The sequence below is a fragment of the Methylomonas sp. 11b genome (assembly GCF_000515215.1).
GTDB lineage: Bacteria > Pseudomonadota > Gammaproteobacteria > Methylococcales > Methylomonadaceae > Methylomonas.
The window spans coordinates 4,210,410-4,232,112 of the sequence record NZ_KI911557.1 but is presented as its reverse complement, the minus strand read 5'-3'; the positions used below and the strand labels follow the sequence as shown (position 1 = coordinate 4,232,112).

Sequence of the window (21,703 nt, the reverse complement as noted above, 5' to 3'; positions counted from 1 at the left end):
GACATCAAACCAGATAAAAATCGGTCAATAGGCCTTTGCGCAACCAATGTTGCAAAAGGAGTGGGATATTTATATCGGGGTGAGCCGACATCACGGTTTCGACCGCTTGGTTGAGTGTCTGCCCGGCCCCCAATAGCGTTAAAAACTGATATTCGGCTGCCGCCAAATAATGGATTTCCACCTGCCACTGCGGCCGGTAAAGCAGCAAAGAACAGCCACCGGCATTTAAGTCGATGCATTCCTGCCCGCGATAATCAGGCTGGTTGCTTGCCCAGATACGTTCTATCGGATAATCCGAAGCGATGAAGCGCGCGCTGGGATGGAGCCTGAATGCCAATCGCGCGTATTGAGCCGGATCGATCTGAGCAAGGGCGGACAGCAGCAAAGGCTGTGCATCGGCAGCGTGATAGGCCTCGTGCCAGTGCCATTCCAGCCTGGCGATATCGGCTAAATAAGGTAAGCCTTGCGCTGCCTCAAACCGGGCTATGAGTTCGGCAAAATGCCCGCCGTATGTCAGCAAGCTGGCGGCTTGCAACGGATAGCATTTGATATAGTCAGCCGCGAGCCAATCAAAAAACGCGTCGCCGACCAAGCAGTTCACCACCGGATACGTGTCGCGTAATGCTGCGGTTAAGCTCAACCGGGTATTATTCCGATAGATGTTTAAACGTTGCTCGACACTCAAGCCATTCGCTTTGATGTCCAGCGGCAGCTGTTGGGTGTCTTGGCAAACAAAGCGGGAAAAATCCCGCTGCAGATCATGCAGTCTGTACATAAGCCTGCTCCAAATATCGATCGGCTGTTGCGGCTTCCGCCACTAATACCTGCCATTCGGGTAAGTCCGCATCCCATTCGATCAACGTCGGACGGCTGCCCAAGTGTTGAATTGCCGCTTGGTACAATTGCCAGACTGCGTCACTGACCGGCGCATTGTGGGTATCGATCAGTATGCTCTGCTCGCCTATTTTTTTGACGGTATGCCCCGCCAAATGAATCTCGCCGACTTTGTCAGCGGCTATTTCGTATATGTAGTCCAGCGCATTCCAGCCGTTGTTGACGCAGGACACATAGACATTATTCACGTCCAGCAAAATGCCGCAGCCGGAACGCTGCGCGAGTTCGTTGAGAAAACCGCTTTCCGAATAACTGGAAAAGCCGTATTCGAGATAGCTAGACGGGTTTTCGATCAATAGCTGTCTGCCCAAGTAATCCTGAACCTGCGAGATGCGTGCGGTTAAATGAGTCAGCGTTTCATCGGTATAAGGCATCGGCAGCAGATCGTTCAGATACCTGCCACCAAAGGAACTCCAGCTTAAATGCTCGGATACCAATCCCGGTTCGATGCGTTGAATTAAATCCCGCAATTGGGCTAACTGCTGCCGATCCAATTCGTCGACCGAACCCAGCGACATACCGACGCCATGCAGGCTGATCGGATAATCGTCTCTGATCGCTTCCAGGTCGCGTAACGGGATACCACCCGTGCCAAAATAATTTTCGCTATGCACTTCCAACCATCCAGTTTTGACGGGGCTAAGTAAAGCATCCCGATGATGCTGCGAGCGGAGTCCGATTCCGGCACACGCCGGAATCGCCGAGCTCACTAATGCATGTTTAGCTTGTTGCTGAGTGAGATGCATGTCTTATGATTTTTATTTCATGTCCGCAGGCGCTTCCATACTGCCGCCGACGATGCGCTCGCAAGTACCGGCAGGCAAGGCTATAAACGCATCTTTTTGATTGTCGGCTGTAGAGTGCCCTGCACAGGCATTGGACAGTGTTTTGCAGTCGTTCTTGCCGGCTTTGGCGACGCCATAACATTTCTCGACGTCTTTTTTGTCGGCGGCAAAGGCGTCGGATTGCAAACCCAAAGAGCCTAAAGCGATCAGTGAAGCCATGGCGGTCGATACAACAGTGTTTACGTTTTTCATGAGTCTTTTCCAAATAGTTAAGTGGTTTAGTTATGTCCACTAAGCTTTCAGCGGACATTTAACTAATGGCAAGCGGCGTGCCAACATCGAATAACAATATCTTTTTCTATTAAAACAATTGCTTACAGAAGGCATAACGAATTTTGACCAAGGTCATGCGTTTCTTGTGGCCACAACTATTTGCGGTTGCCGCGAATAGTTGTGGCTTGGTGTTGTGGAATCGACTGGTTAGAATGGCCGGTAGCCTTAGCAACTGGACCAAAAACTCATGCAAACAGTCGATTCGTCGGAACTCGCCATACTGCGGGCGTTGGTGGAAGGCACCGTGCAAACCACCGGCGAAGACTTCTTACGGTCTCTGGTGCGGAATCTGTGTATGGCCATCGACGTTGCGAACGGCTTCATTGCCGAATTCACCAGCGACAAAACCCGGATAAGGTCCTTGGCCTTCTGGACGAACGGCGAATTTATCGACAATCAGGAGTGGGAACTGGCGGGAACGCCCTGTGTAGACGTGTTGGCTGGCAAGCTGTGCCATTACCCGTCGGACCTTTGGAAAATATTTCCCAAGGAAGAAGGCGTAGAAAGTTATCTCGGCGTACCTTTACAAGATGCCGACGGTCATATCCTGGGACATCTGGCGATATTTGATGAACGGGCGATGCCCGAAGAACCGAGATTGCTCTATACGTTCAAGATCTTCGCCGCCAGGGCGGCGGCGGAGCTCAACCGGATTCGGGTCGAAGAGCTGCGGCGACAGAGCGAACATCGCTATAAGGATTTATTCGATGAAGCGCCGATTGCTTATGTGCACGAGGATACCGATACCCGCTTTCTGGCCGCCAATCAGGCCGCTATGCGCATCCTGGGCATCACGCCGGAACAAGTGCCGGGTCTGATTGGCAGCTCGTTTATACCCGACACGGTGGAAGCACAACAGCGATTGCAGCTAGCGCTAAAATCCATCGAAGACGGTACGAATAGCGATGGCGTCGTTCTGGAATTACGTCGCAAGGATAACGGCCAACCGATTTGGATACAGTGGTGGTCCAAACTCGATCCTAGTCGTCAATACTTGCGCACGATGTTCATCGACATTACCGAGCGTGTGTTGATGGAAAAGGAGCAAGCGCAGAACCTGTATTTGCAGGAAGAAATTAAATCGACGCATAATTTCGACGACATCATTGGCCGCAGTCCTGCATTGCAATCCTTATTAAACCAAGTCCAGCGTGTGGCGCAGACCGACGCGTCGGTATTGATCCAAGGCGAATCGGGGACCGGTAAAGAGCTGATCGCTCGCGCCATTCATGCCGCCAGTCCTCGGAAAAACCGGCCATTGATTAAAGTCAATTGCGCGGCCTTGCCTTCCAGCTTGATTGAAAGCGAATTATTCGGTCACGAAAAAGGCGCGTTTACCGGTGCCATCAGCAAACGCATCGGCCGTTTTGAATTAGCCGAGGGCGGCACACTGTTTCTCGATGAAGTAGGCGAGATTCCGCTGGACGTGCAGGTCAAATTGTTGCGCGTGATTCAGGAACGCGAATTCGAACGAGTTGGCGGGCAAATACCGATCAAAATGGACGTTCGGGTCATAACCGCCACCAACCGCAACCTATTACAGGAAGTGGCCGAAAAGAATTTTCGCGAAGACCTGTTTTATCGTCTGAATGTGTTTCCACTGACCACGCCGCCGCTGCGCGAACGGCTGGAAGATATTCCGTTGCTGGTGAATTTTTTAATCGCTAAGTTCGCGCCGAAAATTGGTAAAAAAATAACCGGGATCAGTGCCAAATCAATGCAGCGTTTGCAGAGCTATCGCTGGCCCGGCAATATCCGTGAACTGGAAAATGTTATCGAACGTGCCGTCATACTGGCCGATGCGCCGATTTTGGAAGTCGAGCCCGAGCAATTACCCACTTGTGCCAACAATGGCGTAAAACTCGCTCAAACCAGCGACGCCAGCCTGGATAGCGTCGCCAAAGAGCATATCCTCGGCGTCCTCCAACAAACCCGCTGGGTCATCGAAGGCCCAAACGGCGCCGCGCAACTGCTCAACCTAAAACCCAGCACTTTGCGTTACAGGATGCAAAAATTGGGTATCGATAAGGCGAGTCGATAGATATTGCCTTTTACTTAGATTAACTAAAGAACTCAGGGGAATAGCTTTTGCCTCGTCTCTCTCGGAACGTCTTGTCAGGCGAAGGTGAGCTCTGTCTTATCGAAGCACCCAATGCTTTTTCAACCCAATTACGCATAGAATCCGGGGCTTCAAATACTTCCGGAGGAGCTTCGAAATACCGCAAGGTTACTGACTTTCCTTGCGCCACGTAGGAAAATGGCTGCAAGTACTTTTCCTCAAAGTCGCGTTGGATGATGGCGTCTGATTTTAGGTAAAGCGTATCCTTAACGATGATCGCAAATATATGATCATCTTGATAAAGACCAAATCCACCGAACATCGTACGTATCCGCAATCCTTGAACAAATGCCATTTGCTCTAAAACAAACTCTACAAACTCTGAACGGTATCTCTTAATCATGATGTGAAGGTTGAAAACTGCCCGGTTGAACTATTCAAATCAGGCATCTCATCAAGAAGTTGAGTCAGCCATAACATAAAAGTATCAGAGGGTTCCGCTTGTGGATGAGAGCGGTAGAGAGCGGCAACCCGGCGTGTCTCTTCCAGTTGTCGAATAGCTTGCAATACTTCCGGGAAGCGCTTGGTCTGTGCGAGTGATTGCGCAAAAAGTAACTCCTTGGGCTGTATGCAGCCATGATCAATCGCCGCTCCTACTCTGAGGCGGCATTGGCAAGCATTGCTCGCTTCGATCAAGCCGCAGTGAGATGTCATGAAGGACACGATCCGCGATTTTGCACGTGACAACCGTTTGCGAAATGCCACAGGCGTAATTGCCAAGATTTCGGCGCCTTCCCGATGATCCAAATCCATAATTTCACCCAGAATGTAAGCAAATCGGTGTTCGCGATCCAGGCACATCAATAGAGCGTGAGTGCAGCCTATTTTTACTTCCTCTATCAGTAACTCCTCAGAAATATCATGGGTTTCTAAAGGAGGCGCAACACTAAGCCCGGTAGCTAAAGCGTCGCCAAACTCTTCAAACGTCAACGCCGACTGCTCCATGCGTTTTTTACCCAACGTCAGCAGGGTATTACTGGCGATGCGAAATACCCAGGTACGAAAACTGCTTTCACCTTTAAACCCGGCTAGGCCCGTTATTACACGAATTAGAATTTCTTGAGTGGCATCCTCGGCATCCTGCGGATGCCAGAGAAAGCGCATAGCTATGCTATGCACATCTCTTTGCACAAGGCGCACCAGGGACTCCAAGGCTTCGCGCTTGCCTTCCTTGGCGCGCAATATTAGGAAATCTATCTCATGCAGATCTTCGCTAAGCACGTTCAAGAATTCCTTTCAGTTTGGCAAGCTCTTTCGTCAGGGTTTTGGATTGCATCTCCAAAGCTCCCTCCAGCAGTTCAAGGGGAACCGGCGGTGGCGTTAAGATGAAAGTAAATATGCAACTATCGCAATTCAGCTCTACAACCCGCGAATAGGCGACGGCGATGCTACCATCCGGGAAAGTCATATGCCAATCTACCGTTCCCGTTTGTTCTGAAGCGCGCACATCGAGTCCAATTTCAACCTCGCCATTCGGTGTGCGCATAAGTGCCATGCCATTTGTAACGGAGGCAAACGCTTGTGCCCATTCAGGTAGACGCTGTCCATCAGCGATATAAATGAACGCTTGTTGCTGAGGAACATTGAGCGAAACGGCCTGAACATCGAAGTTTTTCATAAAATTTTCCTATCTTCACAATGAGCCAAGGAAATCTCGGCTCTTCGCTGGATTTAGACTCGTATTTGTCTCAATGTGTGACCGGACAATTTGTGGCTAATAAAATTATATTTGGCTACTGTGACGTAGCCCCACTGAGGACTCAATTTTTTTCCAGAACGATGTGTTTTTTCTCCGATGGGGGAGAAAAATTTCCGAAGGCTTCGTATAAATGTCATTTTTTTTTGGCCTTAGCACAAGGCAACACCCACTTTTCGACAAAGCCTGTTCGATGATGTTCACGACAGCTAAGCTACCGAAGGCGATCAGCGTTGATTGCTTTGCTGGGACCGCCCCGGTCGTAAAACGGTGAAGTCCTGCACATCTTCAAAAAGTTAGATGGTAAACATAAAACTGTTTATCGCGGGTCCAACCGGCAGATTGGTAAAGCGCTTGTGCTTCGGTATTGGTTATGGCGGTCGATAACGTCAGCCGTATGGCTTCCAAGGCTTTTGCATATTTCGCGGCCGTTTCGATGAGCCTTCTAGCCACCCCTTGTCTACGGTATTTTGAATCTACAAAAATATCATTGAGTACAAAAGTTCGTGCCAAAGAAACCGATGAAAAGCAAGGATATAGTTGTACGAAGCCTATGGCAGTGGCATTGTTCTCAGCAATAAACAGTACCGATTCGCCGTGATTGAAGCGATCCAGTAAAAATGATCGAGCAGCGCCGAAATCGCTGGCTTCGCCGTAAAACTGGCGATAGTTGTCGAACAAGAGGGCCAGTGCGCCCAGGTCAGACAGCACGGCTTGGCGAACGGAAAGTGTGTTCATGGTTTTGAAGTGAAGTGAACTTAAATTAATTTATGGCCTTATATATCAACAAACCCGCAATCCCCGGTTTGCCGGACGAGAGGGCAACACCAAATTCAATGCCGAAGCTCCAGTAGATCAGTGTGTCGGTAAAGTCATCCGACACATCTGACAATATCCGGGGGATCTAGAATGCTAACTCATGGTAAGCGGTCAATATTTCAAGCAGATTGCGAATCGATTTCGAATCATCAATTACCCCCAATGTGCCTTTAGTATGTGCGACCGCATTGTCAATGCATGACGCCATTTCATAAAAATTACCACCCAAGTATCACGAAACCTTCACGAATTCGTCAAATTTATGTGACTAGGACAGATTAGGTGATTCGATGATAATGCAGCATTTCGGGCTATTTTCTAAGTCATATGGCTAGGACGAACAAACGCATTCTGGTGATTGAGGACGACCCCGATATCGCCGATCTCCTGAACCTGAATTTACGCGACGAAGGCTTTGCGGTGGAATTGGCTACCGACGGTGAAACAGGGCTGGCGAGACTGGCGGCGCAAGCTTACGACTTGCTAATCCTCGATTTGATGTTGCCTGGCATAGACGGCTTAGAGGTGTGCCGACGCGTGCGCAATCAGCCAAGCTATACGCCAATTATCATCGTCAGCTCCAAATCAGGGGAATCGCAGCGCATCGTTGGTTTGGAAATGGGTGCCGACGATTACCTGACTAAACCGTTTTCCGTGTTGGAACTCACCGCGCGAGTTCGCGCTTTATTGCGTCGGGTCGAGGCGCTTAAGCAGGTGCCGCCCTTATCCAACAATACGACTATCGTCACCGCACACCTGCGTATCGATCCGCAAACACGGGAGGTATGGCTGGATGGGCGACCGATAACGCTGACAGTACGCGAATTCGATCTACTGTATTTCTTTGCAAAACATCCCGGTCATATATACAGCCGCTTGGAGCTACTTAATCAGGTATGGGGTTATTCTCACGACGGCTACGAGCATACGGTCAATTCACACATCAACCGGCTTCGTGCAAAAATCGAATCCGATCCGGCCCATCCCAGCCAAATTTTGACGGTGTGGGGAGTGGGTTACAAGTTTTGCGCCGCCGATCCCGCCGATGCTTAGACGTCGATGTGCCAGCCAAAACGGCTGCGCAACCGAAATGACACCCAATCCGATAACGGCTTGTCAGTGACCGTGAGTTTTCAATCCCGCATCGTGCTGTTTTTTTCAGCCTTATTTGTCGGCATACAAGCCTTGACGCTAGCGTGCGCGTATCGGGTTTCTCTCGACAATGTCACCCGACAACTCGATCAAAACCTACTGTTTGCAGAGCAAACCTTCGAACGATTAATGATGGAACGCGGCAAACGTATCGCTAGCGAGACGCGGATATTGGTCGCCGATTTCGGGTTCCGCACCACGGTTAGCGATGGCGATTCGAAAACCATTGCCTCGGCATTGGAAAATCTGACTTTACGGATTCGGGGGCAACGCGCCTTTTACATAGATCTGCAAGGTAACACTGTTGCAGACACCGCAGAGCTTTTGCAGGGCAAGCCGTTTATTTTCCCGGATGCCTTGGCTCAGGCCGAAAACCAAGGCAGTGCGGTGGTCTTCGGCCTGCTAGACGAAAAACTCTACGAATGGGCTATCGTGCCGGTACTGGCGCCGATCCCAATCGGCTGGGTAGCGGTGGCAATAGCGGTGGATCATGGCCGGGTCGATCAGTTTAAGCATTTATCCAGCCTCCTCCTCGATGTCTCGTTGATCGAAACGTCGCATAATCGGCCCCGGATTTTAACCAGCTCTCTACCTCTGGAGATACAGACTTTACTCGGCAATTTATCTATCGGGACGTTCAACCAGGAAAAAAAAGACTCCGTAATGTTCGAACTCGGCAATCGGGTGTTTATTAGTCGCATACAACGCTTACCCGCCGCGTCGCGCACCGTACCGATTTGGGCAATATTACAGATCGATTTCAAACAGGCATTAGCGCCGTATTGGGTCATGTTTTACGCTGCAGTGGTACTTTCGGTTATCGGTCTGATCGCGACCTTGCTCGGCAGTATCGTAATTGCCAAAAAAATCTCACAACCATTACGTCGCCTGGCCGGAGATACTGAACGTATCATCGATGGTCAGTTCGATTCAACATTGCCGGTATCCGGTGACGATGAATTGAGCCGATTGGCGAAAACCTTTAACCGAGCAGCTTGTCTTGCTAGTCAAATTGGCGAACTTAAACATAAGGACCAAAGACGCCGGGAAATGGTAGCGACGGTCTCGCACGATCTGCGTACCCCACTGACTTCACTACGTGGATTTCTGGAAACCCTTAAGCTAAAAAAAGATGGCATGCAGGCATCGGAGCAACAACATTTCCTGGAAATCGCCTTGCGCCAGAGTGAAAAGGTCAGCCGATTGGCGCAGGAATTGTTTGAACTAGCCAAATTGGAATGCGACGAGACCAGTCTTAACTTTGAATCCATAAACCTGGCGGAATTGGCCCAGGATGTCTGCCAAAAATTTCAGTTACCGGCGCGGCAAAGGGGCATCGAGTTGATAGCGGGATTAAGGCCCGATTTGCCGGCCGTCTCGGCGGATATCGGCTTGATCGAACGGCTGTTGACTAACCTTATCGACAACGCGCTACGCCATACCCCTTCAGGTGGCCAAGTCCGTGTGGACGCATGGCCTGCCGAGCAGCGCATCATGATGAGTGTGACCGATACCGGTATCGGTATTTCGGCGGAATATTTGCCGGGTTTGTTCGACTGGGAGTCGCCATTGTCAAGACAGGCAAGAGTCGAGGGAGGAGGCTTCGGTTTGGTGATTGTCGCCAAAATCGTGAGTTTGCATGGCGGCAAGATTCAAGTCCAAAGCAGGTTGGGACATGGCAGCTCATTTAGTTTCGACCTGCCGGTTGCATCGCCATGAGCTTCTCATCCGCTAGCCCCCGATTGTCCACTGCATATTATTACTAATGGCACGGTTGCTGACTAACACCGTTTTGCTCGGCATGCTCTCAGGCGCTGTGACAGCAGCAGAAAACACTTCGGAATTTCCGAATTTTACGCTGCACGGGGTGTTGGACCTTCGTTATCAAATCATGGATGCGCAATCCGGCGAATTGCAGCACGGTCTCGGAAAATTCCGCAGCGGGGCTGAGGGAGATCGTTTGCGTGTCAACGAGGCCGCAGTCGTGCTGCAAACGCGTTTGAGTTGGGACTGGTCGGGAACCTTCACGCTGAAATATGCCGATAAACAACACAATCCACTCGATCTGACTGAGGCGTTCCTCAGCTATCGACCGGTCAGCACTTCAGGGTGGCGGATCGGCGGCAGGGTGGGTATGTTCTTTCCGCCGATTTCGCTAGAGAACACAGGCACTGCCTGGAGTAGTCCCTATACATTAAATTCATCGGCTATCAATAGTTGGGTCGGTGAAGAACTAAGAAGCTTCGGCGGTGAGGCCCAGCTCAGTTATCAGCTGGACAGCGGCGACCGCCTCGGACTATTCGCCGCCGGCCTTGCCAATAACGATGCTACCGGCGTGCTGCTGGCCTGGCGAGGCTGGAGCTTACAGGATTACGAATCTACACTTCAAGACCGTTTGCGTCTACCCGATAACATCGGCATCCGTAGTCTATTTCCACGGCAAGCGGCTTTCACGCAGCCTTTCGTAGAAGTGGACGGGCGGCCCGGATACTATGTCGGTTTGAATGCCGAACAAGCCAATCGCTATACCTTCAGGGCCTTATATTACGATAACTCAGCAGACCCCTCCGCCATCAACAACGGCCAGTACGCTTGGCATACGCGTTTCTTTAGCTTGGGACTCAAGGCCGAATTGCCCTGGGAATTGACGCTAATTAGCCAAGGCATCAGCGGTCGAACCAGCATGGGTGACATTAAAGACGGTAAACGGGCCGTGGACGTTGGCTTCTGGTCGGCTTCTTTGTTATTCAGCAAGTCGTTTGGCAACCATCGCCTCAGTTTTCGCCATGATCGTTTCGGTACTGACGAAAACGATTATCTCCCCCAAGACCGCAACTCCGAAAACGGTTACGCGTGGACTGCCAATTACAACCTGACATTGGCGCAACGCCACCAATTAAATTTCGAGGTCAGTCATATCAACAGTAACCGCCCGGCACGCGCTAGCCTGGGACAGTCATCGAACCAAGAGGAAACTTTATGGCAAGTCGCCTATCGCCTGTTTTTCTAAGCTGCAGTGTTGCCGCCGTGGCATTGCAAGCTAACGCCGACAGTATATCCGGCACCGTTGAAAATGCCGGTAAGCCACTTGCCAGTGTCGTCATAACCGCAGAGCCGACAGTCAATGGCAAGCCAAGCTCGGCTAACGTCAATCCGGTCACGATGAAAATGGATCAGAAAGGCAAGGAATTTGTTCCGCATGTGTTGGCGATCAAAGTGGGCACGCCGGTTTATTTTCCGAATAGTGATGACATTCAGCACCATGTGTACTCATTTTCTCAGGCCAAACGCTTCGAAATTAAGCTTTATAAAGGCACGCCGTCAGCGCCGGTTATCTTCAACCAGCCGGGCGTGGTGGCATTGGGCTGCAATATCCATGACTGGATGTTAGGCTTTGTATTCGTTACCGAGAGTCCGTACTTCGCTATAAGCGACGATGCCGGACGCTGGACATTGGATCTTCCCAGCGGCGATTATCAATTGTCACTCTGGCATCCGGATGCTGCCGTAGAATTGCCGCCGCAAACCTTACGCGTGCCGCTGGAACAATCGTTGCACCATGTTATCGATTTGAAAATGAGTCGCCGGACCGGCAAGCCGCCGGGAACCTTACAAGCGGAAGGATATGCGGACGGTTTTTAACGGCTTCCGGTTACGCAATCGGCGTTGTTTAAGCCGAATCAGGGAATGACCTAACAAGAAAAACCCGGCTTGCGCCGGGTGAGAAGAGTTGGATGATCGCGCAAGCGGTCAGCGATCCCAGCGTTTAGGCAAGCACTGATGGGCGGCGCCCCCTTTGTAAACCCAAAAGCGGCAAGGCGCTGGCGAATAGCCAGAATGCCGCCGGTACCGGTACCGCCGCCACTGCGCTGATTTTTAACAAAGGCGTATTCGCGTCAGGTAAATCAGTAAAGTTATAGCCGGCTGCGGTTGCCAGTCCGCTGTATACCGAAAAGTCGCTATTGGCCTGAATAAAGCCGTTTTGCGCGGGGCTATCGGCGGCATTTGAACCGACCAGGAAAGCCGCGCCGGTGGTGCCGTCGAGTTCGGTGCCGGCATCCCAGATTTTATTGCCATTATCGACAAAGGTACCACCGGTAAAATGCCCCATTGCGTCGAACAGCTCGATTTCGGTTGGTGAGTCGTTACCGACGAAACGGTCGTTAGACGGCACGACCATGGCGAAGAAACTCAGATAGCGATTTTTCACCGGGTCCAAATCCAGGGTGACACTGCCGCTTCCTCCCGGTAAAAAAATTCCAGGACCAAACCCATTGACGGATGCGGTAACAGTTGTACTGATGCCGGCGGGAAATGCCGCCGCAAAACTAGAAGACAAGCCAGTGCCGCTCCCAAGCTCGGCTATCGCTTCGATGGCGGACGAGGCCGACGCGCCTATGTCGAAAGCATCGAAAGACCCGTCGTGGAGAGCGACAAAAAACGGACTCAGCGCGGGTCCGTTAGCACCCGAGATATTGGCAAAACTAAGTGTGACATTCGAGGCCTGTGCGCCGGCAACGGGCGCCAACATACCGGCGAGCAACAATACTGGTAAAGCTACTTTACTCTTAGACAAACGCATCATGTATCTCCGTTTTAGATGAAAGCCGATAGTGGCGATACTATTGTGCCGGGCAAAGAATCACGAAATCCTCACCGAACCTTAAAATAGTCGTGAGGCGCGCGCGAACACTGGCTGGGGTTCAAATTCCGCTTCTGCGATCACTAACCTAAAGTCGCTATTCGCAGTTGGGTGTGTTTTTTGTTCCATTTATTGGAATAGTCTCTTCAAATTTATGCGTATTCTCTCTCCAAACGGCATGTGACAAAGTATAGCCATCCCCACAACGCTGGGCGATGACGCTTAAAACCACAACCTTTTATTTGGAGAATTAGCATGAACAGAATCGCAATCCCTACCGCAGAACAAACACCTGCCGCCTCTTTACCCTTACTGGATGCGGTTAAAAAGCAACTGGGTGTCGTACCCAATTTAATGAAGCTAGTTGGCAATAGCCCCGCTGCCTTGGAAGGCTATTTGAGTCTTAATGGTGCTTTAGGCAAAGGTGTGCTGGAACCCAAAACCAGAGAACGCATCGCCCTGGCTATCGCTGAAATCAACGGCTGCAGTTACTGCCTGTCGGCTCATACTTATCTCGGCAAAAATGTTGCCAAGCTGGACGATGCTGAAATTGCCGCCAACCGTAGCGGACTTTCGTCCGATCCTAAAGCGGCGGCTGCCGTGAAATTCGCCGCCCGCGTGGCGCAACAGCGCGGACATGTTTCGGATGCCGAGCTATCCGCTGTCAAAGCCGCTGGTTACAGTAATGCCGAGATTGTGGAAATTGTGCTGCATGTGGCGCTGAATACCTTAACTAACTACATCAACGAGGTGGCCGAGACTGAAATAGATTTCCCTAAAGTGGATCTAAAAATCGAGGCATAACTTGCAACGTTGGAATTAGTCCGGCGGCAATCCATGCCGCCGGTCCTTTTGGAGAAATGTTATGGCTACTGCATTTGCGGACATCACTTTTACGCCCAGTGTCAAAGCGGCCCAGTCCTTGTATGGCAGCAGGGAAGCCAACAGCCGGTTTGAACTGGCCGACGATCCCGGTATCGGTTTGACCGAACCGGAAATTGAATTTATCGGCGAACGCGACAGTTTTTACCAAGCCACGGTATCGGAGTCCGGCTGGCCTTATGTGCAGCATCGCGGCGGCCCTAAAGGTTTTTTGAAAGTGCTGGATGCCCATACGCTAGGCTTTGCGGATTTTCGCGGTAACCGTCAATACCTGAGCATTGGTAATCTTAATTTCAATGATCGAATATCGATGATTTTGATGGACTACCCCAACAGAAGGCGTCTGAAATTGTGGGGCCGGGTGCGTATCGTCCATGAAAGCGAAGATCGCGACTTGGTCTCGAAACTAGGAGCACCGTCTTATCGCGCTCGCGTCGAGCGAGGCATCGTGATTGATGTCAAAGCGATTGAATGGAATTGCCCTCAGCATATTACGCCGCGCTATTCAAAAGCCGAGCTTAGTCCTTTAATCGAGCCCTTGCTTGATGAAATTGCAACGCTAAAAGCGCAGCTTGCTGCATCGAATGATTCGTCAAAACCTTAACTGATTATTGAGGAAATACCCATGATTACCCTTTACGAATTTGCCCTATCCGGCAATTGCCACAAAGTCCGCCTGATGTTGTCGCTACTGGGTCTTCAGTACCAGAGCATTGCTGTCAACGGCGGTGAACAGCAACAAAAATCCGAGTCATTCATCGCCATGAATCCCTTTGGCCAAGTGCCGGTATTAACGGACGGAGAGGTGGTGATTCGGGACAGTCAGGCGATTTTGGTATATCTGGCCCGGCAATATGGCGACGAGCCATGGTTGCCGAATGACCCTGCCTTACTGGCACAATGCATTGCCTGGCTTTCTACCTCAGCGAATGAACTCGCCGCTGGACCGAATCGCTTGCGCTTGCATTTTAAATTTGGCCGCACCATTAACCTGGACGAGTCCCGGCAAGTCGCTGCAAACCTGTTACAGGTGCTACAGAATCGGCTAACCAACCATGCCTATCTGGTTGCCGATCATATAACCGTTGCCGATATTGCCATCTATCCGTATATCGCGCTGGCACCGGAAGGCATGATTGACCTTGATGCCTATCCGGCCATTACAGATTGGCTTAGTCGCGTACAGGCGTTGCCCGGTTATATCGGCATGCCCGGTATGTGGCAATCTCAAAAGTGAGCTTCCCCCAGCGCTCCATAAGGCAAGCGCATCAAAATTTTCATTATTTATCTGGAGTTTTCAATGAATACTAGCAATGAAGCACGTCCGCCATTTCCGCCGTTCACCCATGAAACAGCAAGCCAAAAAGTCCGCATGGCTGAAGATGGCTGGAATGGCCGCAATCCGGAGCGCGTCGCTTTGGCGTATACAGTCGACAGTCAATGGCGAAATCGTGCCGAGTTTCCAGTCGGCAGGGAACAAATCCTGGCATTCCTTAGCCAAAAATGGGCTAAAGAGCATGAGTATCGTTTAATCAAAGAACTCTGGGCTTTTGCAGGTAATCGAATCGCTGTCCGCTTTGCCTACGAATGGCACAATGACGATGGCGAATGGTTTCGTTCTTACGGCAATGAGAACTGGGAATTTGACCAAAATGGCTTGATGCAGCGTCGGTACGCCAGCATTAATGATTTGCCGATCAAAGAAGCTGACCGTAAATTTCATTGGCCACTGGGACGCCGTCCTGACGATCATCCCGGACTCAGTGCTCTGGGGCTTTAAAGTAACTATCGATACCGTGCTGCTCGAATATTTCCACTGATAACAAGGGTTAAGATAATGATTACACTCTGCGGTTTTGGCGTCAGCAATTACTACAATAAACTCAAACTAGTCATGCTTGAGAAGGGTATTCCCTTTCAAGAGAAACTGGTCTATCCCTGGCAGCGTGAATCATTCAGACAACACTCTCCGTTAGGCAAAATTCCTTATATAGAAACTGAATACGGTAGTTTGTCGGAATCCCAGGTTATTCTGGACTTTCTGGAAGAACGTTATCCAGAACTGCCCCTTTACCCCACAGCTCTATTTGAACGGGCAAAATGTCGAGAGTTGATTCAGAACCTGGAACTCAATGCCGAGTGGGTGGCCCGTCGTCTCTATAAGGAGTCATTTTTTGGGGGCAATGTTTCAGAAGAAACCAAGCGCGAAGCCAAAGAAAGACTGATGATCGGTCTCCAAGCGGTGGCCCAACTGGCGCAGTTTTCCCCCTATATATTTGGCTCTGTGTTCACCGCCGCTGATTGCGTTGCCTATGTTCACTTTGTCATGATTGAGCATACGACCGTAAAAATCTATGGCCGTAACATGCTTGAGGAATTTCTGCCGGATGTGGCTGCGTATATGGCGCTAATGGATTTGCGTCCCCATATTCAAACCATAATGGAGGATCGCCAAGCCGCCTTGGCTAGCTTTCTTGCGCTAGACGTAAAATATGATGGATAGTCGAAGTTTGTAGATCTAATAAAGCATCTCGAATGGCGTCAGCCATCGTCGGGTGATAAACGACGTCGTCCGCTGTGAGGTTCGTTCCTAACAGGGGAACACAAATAGAGGCCTCTTCTACAATCACAGCCGACATGGTTCTGAGGGTTTCGCGCAGTGCTGCGTCGGCGTGGCTAGCTCGTGGTGAGGCATTTAGGACCGCGACGGGTTTGTTCGCGAAGGATTCAAAGCTAACTAACCAATCCAGGGCATTTTTGATTGCTCCGGTCACGCCATGCGCATACTCAGGACTTGCAATCAGCAGAGCCTGAGAGTCGGCTACCTGATTGCGAAACGTCTTTACTTGCTTAGGTACGTTGCATTCAAGATCAGGATTGTAAAGCGGTAACTCGCCGATGGTTGGATAGATTCTGATGCTCATGCCGGGTGGAGCTAGCTGAATGGCAGCATGCAACAGCATCCGATTAATTGAAGCAGTCCGCAGACTGCCGCAGATAGCGAGTACGTTCATCGTTAGTGTCGTTGACCAATGTCGAGGGAATTTATTTATGCCTGCGTTCATCGAGATCTGAATGTCTTGAAAAAACGCGGTGCTATTTGCAATATTACGCTGACCAGTGTCGAAATATTACACTCGCGTTGACACCGCCAAACCCAAAACCGTTAGACATCGCATGTTCGATAACCATTTTTCTAGCAACTCCTCTGACAATATCCACGCCTTCAGCAGCAACATCCGGATTGTCCAGATTGAGTGTTGCCGGAACGATCTGATCACGTAATGCTAACACCGTAAAAATGGCCTCAATTCCGCCGGCGGCTCCCAGCAAATGCCCTGTCGCCGATTTGGTGGAGGTAACGGCAACACTTTCTTGATTCCCGAACAGGGTTTTAATGGCGGCCAGTTCTCCCAGATCACCTACCGGCGTAGAGGTGGCGTGGGCGTTTATGTGCTGAATATCGTTAGCATCAAGCCCAGCCTGTTGCAGTGCTGTGAACATCGCTCGCTTAGCGCCCTCGCCATCCTTTGGAACGGAGGTCATGTGATAGGCATCTGCCTGTGTACCGTAACCGATAATTTCCGCAATGAGTTTGGCCCCACGAGCCAGGGCATGGTCCAGTGTTTCAATCACTAACATACCAGCACCCTCCGCCATCACAAAACCATCGCGAGCACTATCAAATGGTCTTGAGGCTGTTGTCAGCGAATGATTAAAAGCCGTAGACAAGGCCCGCGCCGCAGAGAAACTACCCAAGCTCACTAAGTCTATGCAGGCTTCTGCTCCACCGCAAATCGCCACATCGGCTTCGCCGCAGCGAATGAGCCGCACAGCATCGCCGATGGCTTGGACGCCCGCTGCGCATGCGGTAACCGGCGCTCCGAGTGGACCTTTATAACCATAACGGATGGACACATGGCTAGCTGCCATGTTCGCGATAAATGAGGGGATGCTAAAAGGCGACAGCCGCTGTACGCCACGCCGGTCTGTGGTGCGCACGGCATTAGCAATCGCGGGGAAACCACCGATTCCAGAACCGACAATAGTGGCGGTCCGTTCGCGTGAATACTCATCATCGGGCATCCAACCAGCTTGCAGAATAGCTTCTGACGCGGCTGCCAGGGCAAATAATATGAATCGGTCCATCTTGCGCCTTTCGTTTGGTGGTGCAACGCTGTCTGGATAAAATCCCGCCTCATTGTCTTCATCTTTTGTGGGAACGATACCTGCAACGGTGACCGGCAGGCTTTCGGTAAAGTCTTCACACAGTTTGCGTACTCCAGAGTGCCCAGAGATCAGCCTATTCCAAGTGGTTTCTACCCCACAACCCAGCGGTGAAACAATACCCATACCGGTGACAACGATACGTTGCCCGTTCAGACCATGATGTGTTTTGTAGGCTTTCATAAGCGGTTTTCCCGAAAAATAAAGGGTTGTAGCCGGCCGATGCTAGTGATATGCACGGCATGAGTGCTCTCCAAGAAATAGATGTATCAGTTCTGGAGTGAAATAAGCAGCGCCATTGGCTCGTGCATAGGCTACGGAATTTACCTAATGTAATGAATAACCTAAAATTACAAGACACTATTTCATTATTTGGAATAAATTATGGACAGATTTCATTCGATGCAGGTATTCGTTACGGTTGCCGATACGGAAGGTTTTGCGTCGGCTGCCAGGAAACTATATATGTCTCCACCGGCTGTGACGCGCACGATCTCGGCCTTAGAAGATCATCTTGGGGTGATGCTGTTTCATCGAACCACGCGGCAAGTAAAACTGACCGATGCGGGACTACGCTATTTGGAGGACTGCCGACGTATCCTAGCTGACCTCGCTGAAGCCGAGGAATCAGTGGTCGGAGCCCATCGCGTGCCACGGGGTAAATTGTCTGTGACTGCATCATCCAGGTTCGGACACCTGCATATCGCACCACTATTGATTGATTTTCTGGAACGCTACCCCGAGGTGTCGGTGCAAACTTTGTTTGTAGATCGGGTAGTGAACCTGATTGATGAAGGTCTCGATGTTGCGGTGCGTATCGGCGAGTTGCCGGATTCGTCACTTACCGCTATTAGGGTGGGCTCAGTGCGTCGGGTAGTCTGTGCCGCGCCGGACTATCTTGAGGCGCGAGGTGTGCCGCAAACGCCGCAGGATATTCAAGGACATGACATCGTCCAGTTTTCGAGCTTAGCTTCAAAAGCTGAATGGCGCTTCAAAGGCGTAGAAGGCGAAATCATAGTGCCTTTCTCGACTCGGTTTACCGTGAATACCGCCGATGTAGCCATAGCCGCCGCCGTGGCTGGTCGCGGATTAACTATGGTATTGTCTTACATGATCGTGCCGGAGCTTATGTCCGGAAAGCTCAGGATTGTTCTAGCCGACTATGAAAATCCTCCCCTACCTGTCCATGTGGTCTATCAGGAGGGTCGTAAAGCAGCGGCGAAAGTGCGTGCATTTGTGGATTTTGCAGTCGATCGATTGCGAACACTAGCTTATTTGAATTCTGGTCTGGACTAATACTCACTCATCATCGAATCAGGCGCTTTTCGAATCTTGAATTTTTTGATTAGTACAAAAGCAGCCAACTTGATCACAGCTTGAAATTGCAACCGCCACACTAAGCGAATACCGATCTAATGCTAACGGTTACAAACCAGCCAAACCAATGGCAGGGTTGTCACTTTAATTTCTCAAATCACTGTTCAAAGATTCGGAGACAATTTTTTTGATTGTCCGCTTGTAAGCCCCTTGTCGTCTTTCAAGGTTTTTTTTGCCAGGGGCTCTTTTGGGTCGGCTCATGTCCGTCACCCCTATTCAGTTTTCCGGTTTCTCACAGTCCGCTATGCCGATGTTGATGGTATTGGCTCAAGTTTGCTCAAGCAAATCTTCAACAGGAAGGAACTTGCAGCTATGTAAAGATTTCCGCAAAGTACAAATTCAAGTCATCCTTTTTCCCATTGGTGATGCGCTTGAGTACTTTGGCAAGGGGGAAAATCCAAGTTTCACCCTCCAACAAGCCGATCGCTTGGTGCTCATGGTTAATCTGCCATTCACCACCTTTGTTCTGACGGTAGACCTCGCCTATATAGCTCCCCAGCATTTTACAAACATTTTGGACGTCGCTTTCTGATGGCTCTTTGCGAAACAGTTTCGATATAAATCCTTTGGGGCGAGTGTGAAACAGTCGGTTTGCTAACGTTTCAACTTGTTCCACGCTCTCAACTGTAAAATCCAGTGTGATGCCAAAGTTACTGTGTGCGAAATTAACGGCATTTGCCGCATAGGCAGCCATCATTTCATTCGGACTGGGTTCAGTCATGGTTAATCCCTATAAGGCTAAATGGATTCTGCGGCAACCAACCAATGCGGCAAGATGGTTTCCAACTCCAGGTACTTCCTGTTTCCGTCGATAAGTCATTAACCCTGTCGTGGCAATCGACAACGCGGAGTGCCAAACAGCACGGATCACGCCGGTAGGTCGGAAAAACACTAGTTCCGTACCGAATGGCAGTTGGGTTTAGCCTTGAATCAAGAATTCGTCTTTGCTACGTCCTTCACTTAATAAGGCTTTCATCCATTTAGGTGCCAGACCGCGTCCTGTCCACGTTTCTGGACCATTGGGATTGCGGTACTTCGCCGATACTGATGACACTGAACGCTTAGAGGCCTTTTTATCGACTTCGTGAATTTCCACGGTCACACCTATGGATGCAGCCAGTTCTTTTATCTGGGCGATGGTGTCTTTACGCTTGCTATTTTGTTTTGCCGCTAATTGGGCTTGTGCTTGGGAAATAATGGCGGTTAATTCTTCTGGGCTTTTGGTATCGAGATCAATCATGTCTGTATGTTTGGTGATAATGGTTAATGGCGCTTTTAATTTACCCTACGCTAGGCTAATCGAGATGCGAAGTGACAGGCGTTTTAAATCGAATACAGCAATTTAAGTTCAAGTATACATCAAGTATGTTCCGGTGGATAAACAGTAAGAAACGTAATAGCTTTAAGCTCGCAATTGAATGCAAGCAATCTAGTTTCTACCAGAACTAGAATTATAATGTTTAACTTTCTATATATTTATTTTTATATAGACTTTTAAACATTTAAAATCTAACTCTTTAGCGGATGGAGTTAACCGGTAGAACAGCTTTATTTTCCGAGGGCAATTGGGTGAAAAATAACATATTTTCACCATGTGCATTGTGGCAAATACCATTTCATTATAAGAAACACGCCCAAGCAAAACGCCATCATCGAGTTACACAGGAATTTATACTGGCTCGACGGGGTCAAGCCGTACTAATAGCTTGGCGTCACAAACGATTCCAAATGCTTGAAATACCGCACTAGCAATTCCTCGTCATTATCATCCTGCCACTGGATAACGACCGGCAAATAGCCATCTAAATCTTGGTGGTCATTGATCTTAATCAGCAGATCAATCCACGCAATCGGCAAGGTGTGACGCTGATTGAGTACTTCAAGCCGATCCAAAGCCATTAAGGCACGTATTTGTCGAAACTCGTGCTGACAAAACACTAGACTCTGTATTTTGCCTAATACGGCCAAGGCTGCTTGTGTCGAGGGTAATCCGCAAGCGGTCAGTAACGTTAATGCGTATGAAGACCGATTTTCATGATCCGGTATAGAGGGGTGACAGCATGCCAATACCTTTGCCGGTGACCATTGCTGCTCTTGGACGACATTCAATAACAGCCATAGCAAGGTCGGCTGATGCTCAAACAGATCACATAATGCGGGATAACGGCTAATCAGCGCTAACAGCGTCAACCGCTGGCCACGATAGCGCATCAACAGCGCCACGACCGATGACGGCAATGTGGCCACCCAAGGCTGAAGGATGGGATGATCGAAACCATCGCCAATCAGCCAGTCATCGGTTAACAATGGCGGTCGGAAAAGAATTTGCCCATCGCGAACAATCCACCACTCCACCCCGCGATTCCTGCCCGTCAGAACCAACCGGTCATGCCGTTGGAGAACCGGCTGCAAATCGATATGCAATTGCTGTAGATCGTCATGCCATTGAGCGGTCGAAACTACAAATAACTGCGGTAGCTGTCGCAGATAACGGTCCATTAAGAACACTCCTTCCAAGACGTGAAAAGACTAACACCGCAAATGAGCAGTAATCCAAGCCTCCCCGCTTAAGTTCGTCACGATTTGGCTACCTAAAAATCCTTGGCACAGAAATGTTGAACTAACAAGGCAAGGCTCTACGACGCGCTTCTCGCTTCGAAAGCATCGTCGCATTCAAACCTCGATCAAATCGCACCTACCCAAGGATTGTCTGGGTGTACCAATACTTCGTTGATATTTGTGCGACAAATTTATTGCTCAGCAGGCAGGGAACATAG

General features: G+C 50.0%; 24 protein-coding genes. 11 read left to right on the top strand and 13 right to left on the bottom strand.

The annotated features are described in order from the left end of the window. Positions 1-4: 4 nt before the first annotated feature. Genes METH11B_RS27100 through METH11B_RS0120345 form a run of 3 tightly spaced genes read right to left on the bottom strand, consistent with a single transcriptional unit; the run spans position 5 to position 1,931 of the window. Positions 5-775: an HvfC/BufC N-terminal domain-containing protein gene (locus METH11B_RS27100; RefSeq protein ID WP_026603602.1), complete on the bottom strand. Its 771-nt coding sequence runs from the start codon at positions 773-775 to the stop codon at positions 5-7. Beyond that, a complete protein-coding gene (gene bufB / locus METH11B_RS0120350) occupies positions 759-1,640 on the bottom strand; it encodes an MNIO family bufferin maturase (RefSeq protein WP_026603601.1) in 882 nt (293 codons plus the stop codon). The genes METH11B_RS27100 and bufB overlap by 17 nt, the downstream gene beginning before the upstream one ends. A gap of 12 nt (positions 1,641-1,652) precedes the next feature. Further along, the gene (locus METH11B_RS0120345; protein WP_026603600.1) at positions 1,653-1,931 is read right to left on the bottom strand and encodes a BufA1 family periplasmic bufferin-type metallophore; all 279 of its coding nucleotides are present in this window, start codon (positions 1,929-1,931) and stop codon (positions 1,653-1,655) included. Between the two features lie 268 nt (positions 1,932-2,199). On the opposite strand from METH11B_RS0120345, the gene METH11B_RS0120340 reads away from it, so the two are divergent. Beyond that, on the top strand, positions 2,200-4,053 hold the full coding sequence (locus METH11B_RS0120340; RefSeq protein ID WP_026603599.1) for a sigma-54-dependent Fis family transcriptional regulator: 1,854 nt from the start codon (positions 2,200-2,202) through the stop codon (positions 4,051-4,053). A gap of 19 nt (positions 4,054-4,072) precedes the next feature. On the opposite strand, the gene METH11B_RS0120335 is transcribed toward METH11B_RS0120340, so the two are convergent. The 4 genes from METH11B_RS0120335 to METH11B_RS0120320 form a co-directional block, all read right to left on the bottom strand. Beyond that, positions 4,073-4,474, bottom strand: a complete 402-nt coding sequence (locus METH11B_RS0120335; protein ID WP_026603598.1) for a TfoX/Sxy family protein — start codon at positions 4,472-4,474, stop codon at positions 4,073-4,075. Next, positions 4,471-5,352, bottom strand: coding sequence for an RNA polymerase sigma factor (locus METH11B_RS0120330; protein ID WP_026603597.1), 882 nt, complete (start codon positions 5,350-5,352; stop codon positions 4,471-4,473). The genes METH11B_RS0120335 and METH11B_RS0120330 overlap by 4 nt, the downstream gene beginning before the upstream one ends. Then, positions 5,345-5,749, bottom strand: a complete 405-nt coding sequence (locus METH11B_RS0120325; RefSeq protein ID WP_026603596.1) for a hypothetical protein — start codon at positions 5,747-5,749, stop codon at positions 5,345-5,347. Before METH11B_RS0120325 ends, METH11B_RS0120330 begins: the two co-directional genes overlap by 8 nt. A gap of 366 nt (positions 5,750-6,115) precedes the next feature. Continuing rightward, positions 6,116-6,565 (bottom strand): GNAT family N-acetyltransferase, encoded by a 450-nt coding sequence (locus METH11B_RS0120320; protein WP_026603595.1) that lies wholly within the window; start codon positions 6,563-6,565, stop codon positions 6,116-6,118. 408 nt (positions 6,566-6,973) lie between these two features. Here METH11B_RS0120320 and METH11B_RS0120315 point away from each other — a divergent pair, with 408 nt between their 5' ends. The 4 genes from METH11B_RS0120315 (at position 6,974) to METH11B_RS27090 (ending at position 11,440) form a co-directional block, all read left to right on the top strand. Beyond that, the gene (locus METH11B_RS0120315) at positions 6,974-7,699 is read left to right on the top strand and encodes a response regulator transcription factor (RefSeq protein ID WP_026603594.1); all 726 of its coding nucleotides are present in this window, start codon (positions 6,974-6,976) and stop codon (positions 7,697-7,699) included. A gap of 72 nt (positions 7,700-7,771) precedes the next feature. After that, the gene (locus METH11B_RS28000; RefSeq protein ID WP_197026981.1) at positions 7,772-9,517 is read left to right on the top strand and encodes a sensor histidine kinase; all 1,746 of its coding nucleotides are present in this window, start codon (positions 7,772-7,774) and stop codon (positions 9,515-9,517) included. Between the two features lie 46 nt (positions 9,518-9,563). After that, the gene (locus METH11B_RS0120305; protein WP_026603592.1) at positions 9,564-10,808 is read left to right on the top strand and encodes a hypothetical protein; all 1,245 of its coding nucleotides are present in this window, start codon (positions 9,564-9,566) and stop codon (positions 10,806-10,808) included. Continuing rightward, the gene (locus tag METH11B_RS27090; RefSeq protein ID WP_026603591.1) at positions 10,778-11,440 is read left to right on the top strand and encodes a methylamine utilization protein; all 663 of its coding nucleotides are present in this window, start codon (positions 10,778-10,780) and stop codon (positions 11,438-11,440) included. Before METH11B_RS0120305 ends, METH11B_RS27090 begins: the two co-directional genes overlap by 31 nt. Positions 11,441-11,564: 124 nt before the next feature. On the opposite strand, the gene METH11B_RS27085 is transcribed toward METH11B_RS27090, so the two are convergent. Continuing rightward, positions 11,565-12,383 (bottom strand): spondin domain-containing protein, encoded by an 819-nt coding sequence (locus METH11B_RS27085; RefSeq protein WP_081733845.1) that lies wholly within the window; start codon positions 12,381-12,383, stop codon positions 11,565-11,567. A gap of 312 nt (positions 12,384-12,695) precedes the next feature. On the opposite strand from METH11B_RS27085, the gene METH11B_RS0120290 reads away from it, so the two are divergent. From METH11B_RS0120290 to METH11B_RS0120270, 5 genes are all read left to right on the top strand, one after another. Then, positions 12,696-13,244, top strand: coding sequence for a carboxymuconolactone decarboxylase family protein (locus METH11B_RS0120290; protein ID WP_026603589.1), 549 nt, complete (start codon positions 12,696-12,698; stop codon positions 13,242-13,244). A gap of 61 nt (positions 13,245-13,305) precedes the next feature. Next, positions 13,306-13,926: a pyridoxamine 5'-phosphate oxidase family protein gene (locus tag METH11B_RS0120285; RefSeq protein ID WP_026603588.1), complete on the top strand. Its 621-nt coding sequence runs from the start codon at positions 13,306-13,308 to the stop codon at positions 13,924-13,926. Positions 13,927-13,947: 21 nt separating this feature from the next. Continuing rightward, positions 13,948-14,559 carry a glutathione S-transferase family protein gene (locus METH11B_RS0120280; protein ID WP_026603587.1) on the top strand — a complete coding sequence of 204 codons (612 nt, stop codon included), beginning with the start codon at positions 13,948-13,950 and terminating at the stop codon, positions 14,557-14,559. A 63-nt stretch (positions 14,560-14,622) separates the two neighbouring features. Next, positions 14,623-15,102 (top strand): nuclear transport factor 2 family protein, encoded by a 480-nt coding sequence (locus METH11B_RS0120275; protein ID WP_026603586.1) that lies wholly within the window; start codon positions 14,623-14,625, stop codon positions 15,100-15,102. Between the two features lie 57 nt (positions 15,103-15,159). Then, a complete protein-coding gene (locus METH11B_RS0120270) occupies positions 15,160-15,825 on the top strand; it encodes a glutathione S-transferase family protein (protein WP_036276268.1) in 666 nt (221 codons plus the stop codon). Here METH11B_RS0120270 and METH11B_RS27080 read toward each other — a convergent pair. Then, entirely contained in the window at positions 15,788-16,336 is a 549-nt protein-coding gene (locus METH11B_RS27080) for an NADPH-dependent FMN reductase (RefSeq protein WP_081733937.1), read from the bottom strand. The two genes, METH11B_RS0120270 and METH11B_RS27080, sit on opposite strands and share 38 nt — an antisense overlap. A gap of 94 nt (positions 16,337-16,430) precedes the next feature. Next, positions 16,431-17,732: a beta-ketoacyl-ACP synthase II gene (gene fabF / locus METH11B_RS0120265; RefSeq protein WP_026603584.1), complete on the bottom strand. Its 1,302-nt coding sequence runs from the start codon at positions 17,730-17,732 to the stop codon at positions 16,431-16,433. 201 nt (positions 17,733-17,933) lie between these two features. On the opposite strand from fabF, the gene METH11B_RS0120260 reads away from it, so the two are divergent. Next, positions 17,934-18,845 carry a LysR family transcriptional regulator gene (locus METH11B_RS0120260; RefSeq protein ID WP_026603583.1) on the top strand — a complete coding sequence of 304 codons (912 nt, stop codon included), beginning with the start codon at positions 17,934-17,936 and terminating at the stop codon, positions 18,843-18,845. 391 nt (positions 18,846-19,236) lie between these two features. Here METH11B_RS0120260 and METH11B_RS0120255 read toward each other — a convergent pair whose 3' ends face one another. The 3 genes from METH11B_RS0120255 to METH11B_RS0120245 form a co-directional block, all read right to left on the bottom strand. Continuing rightward, positions 19,237-19,647, bottom strand: coding sequence for a hypothetical protein (locus METH11B_RS0120255; protein WP_026603582.1), 411 nt, complete (start codon positions 19,645-19,647; stop codon positions 19,237-19,239). Positions 19,648-19,845: 198 nt separating this feature from the next. Further along, positions 19,846-20,166 (bottom strand): H-NS histone family protein, encoded by a 321-nt coding sequence (locus METH11B_RS0120250; protein ID WP_026603581.1) that lies wholly within the window; start codon positions 20,164-20,166, stop codon positions 19,846-19,848. 458 nt (positions 20,167-20,624) lie between these two features. Further along, complete coding sequence (locus METH11B_RS0120245) at positions 20,625-21,425, bottom strand: hypothetical protein (RefSeq protein WP_026603580.1); 801 nt, start codon at positions 21,423-21,425, stop codon at positions 20,625-20,627. Positions 21,426-21,703 lie beyond the last annotated feature (278 nt).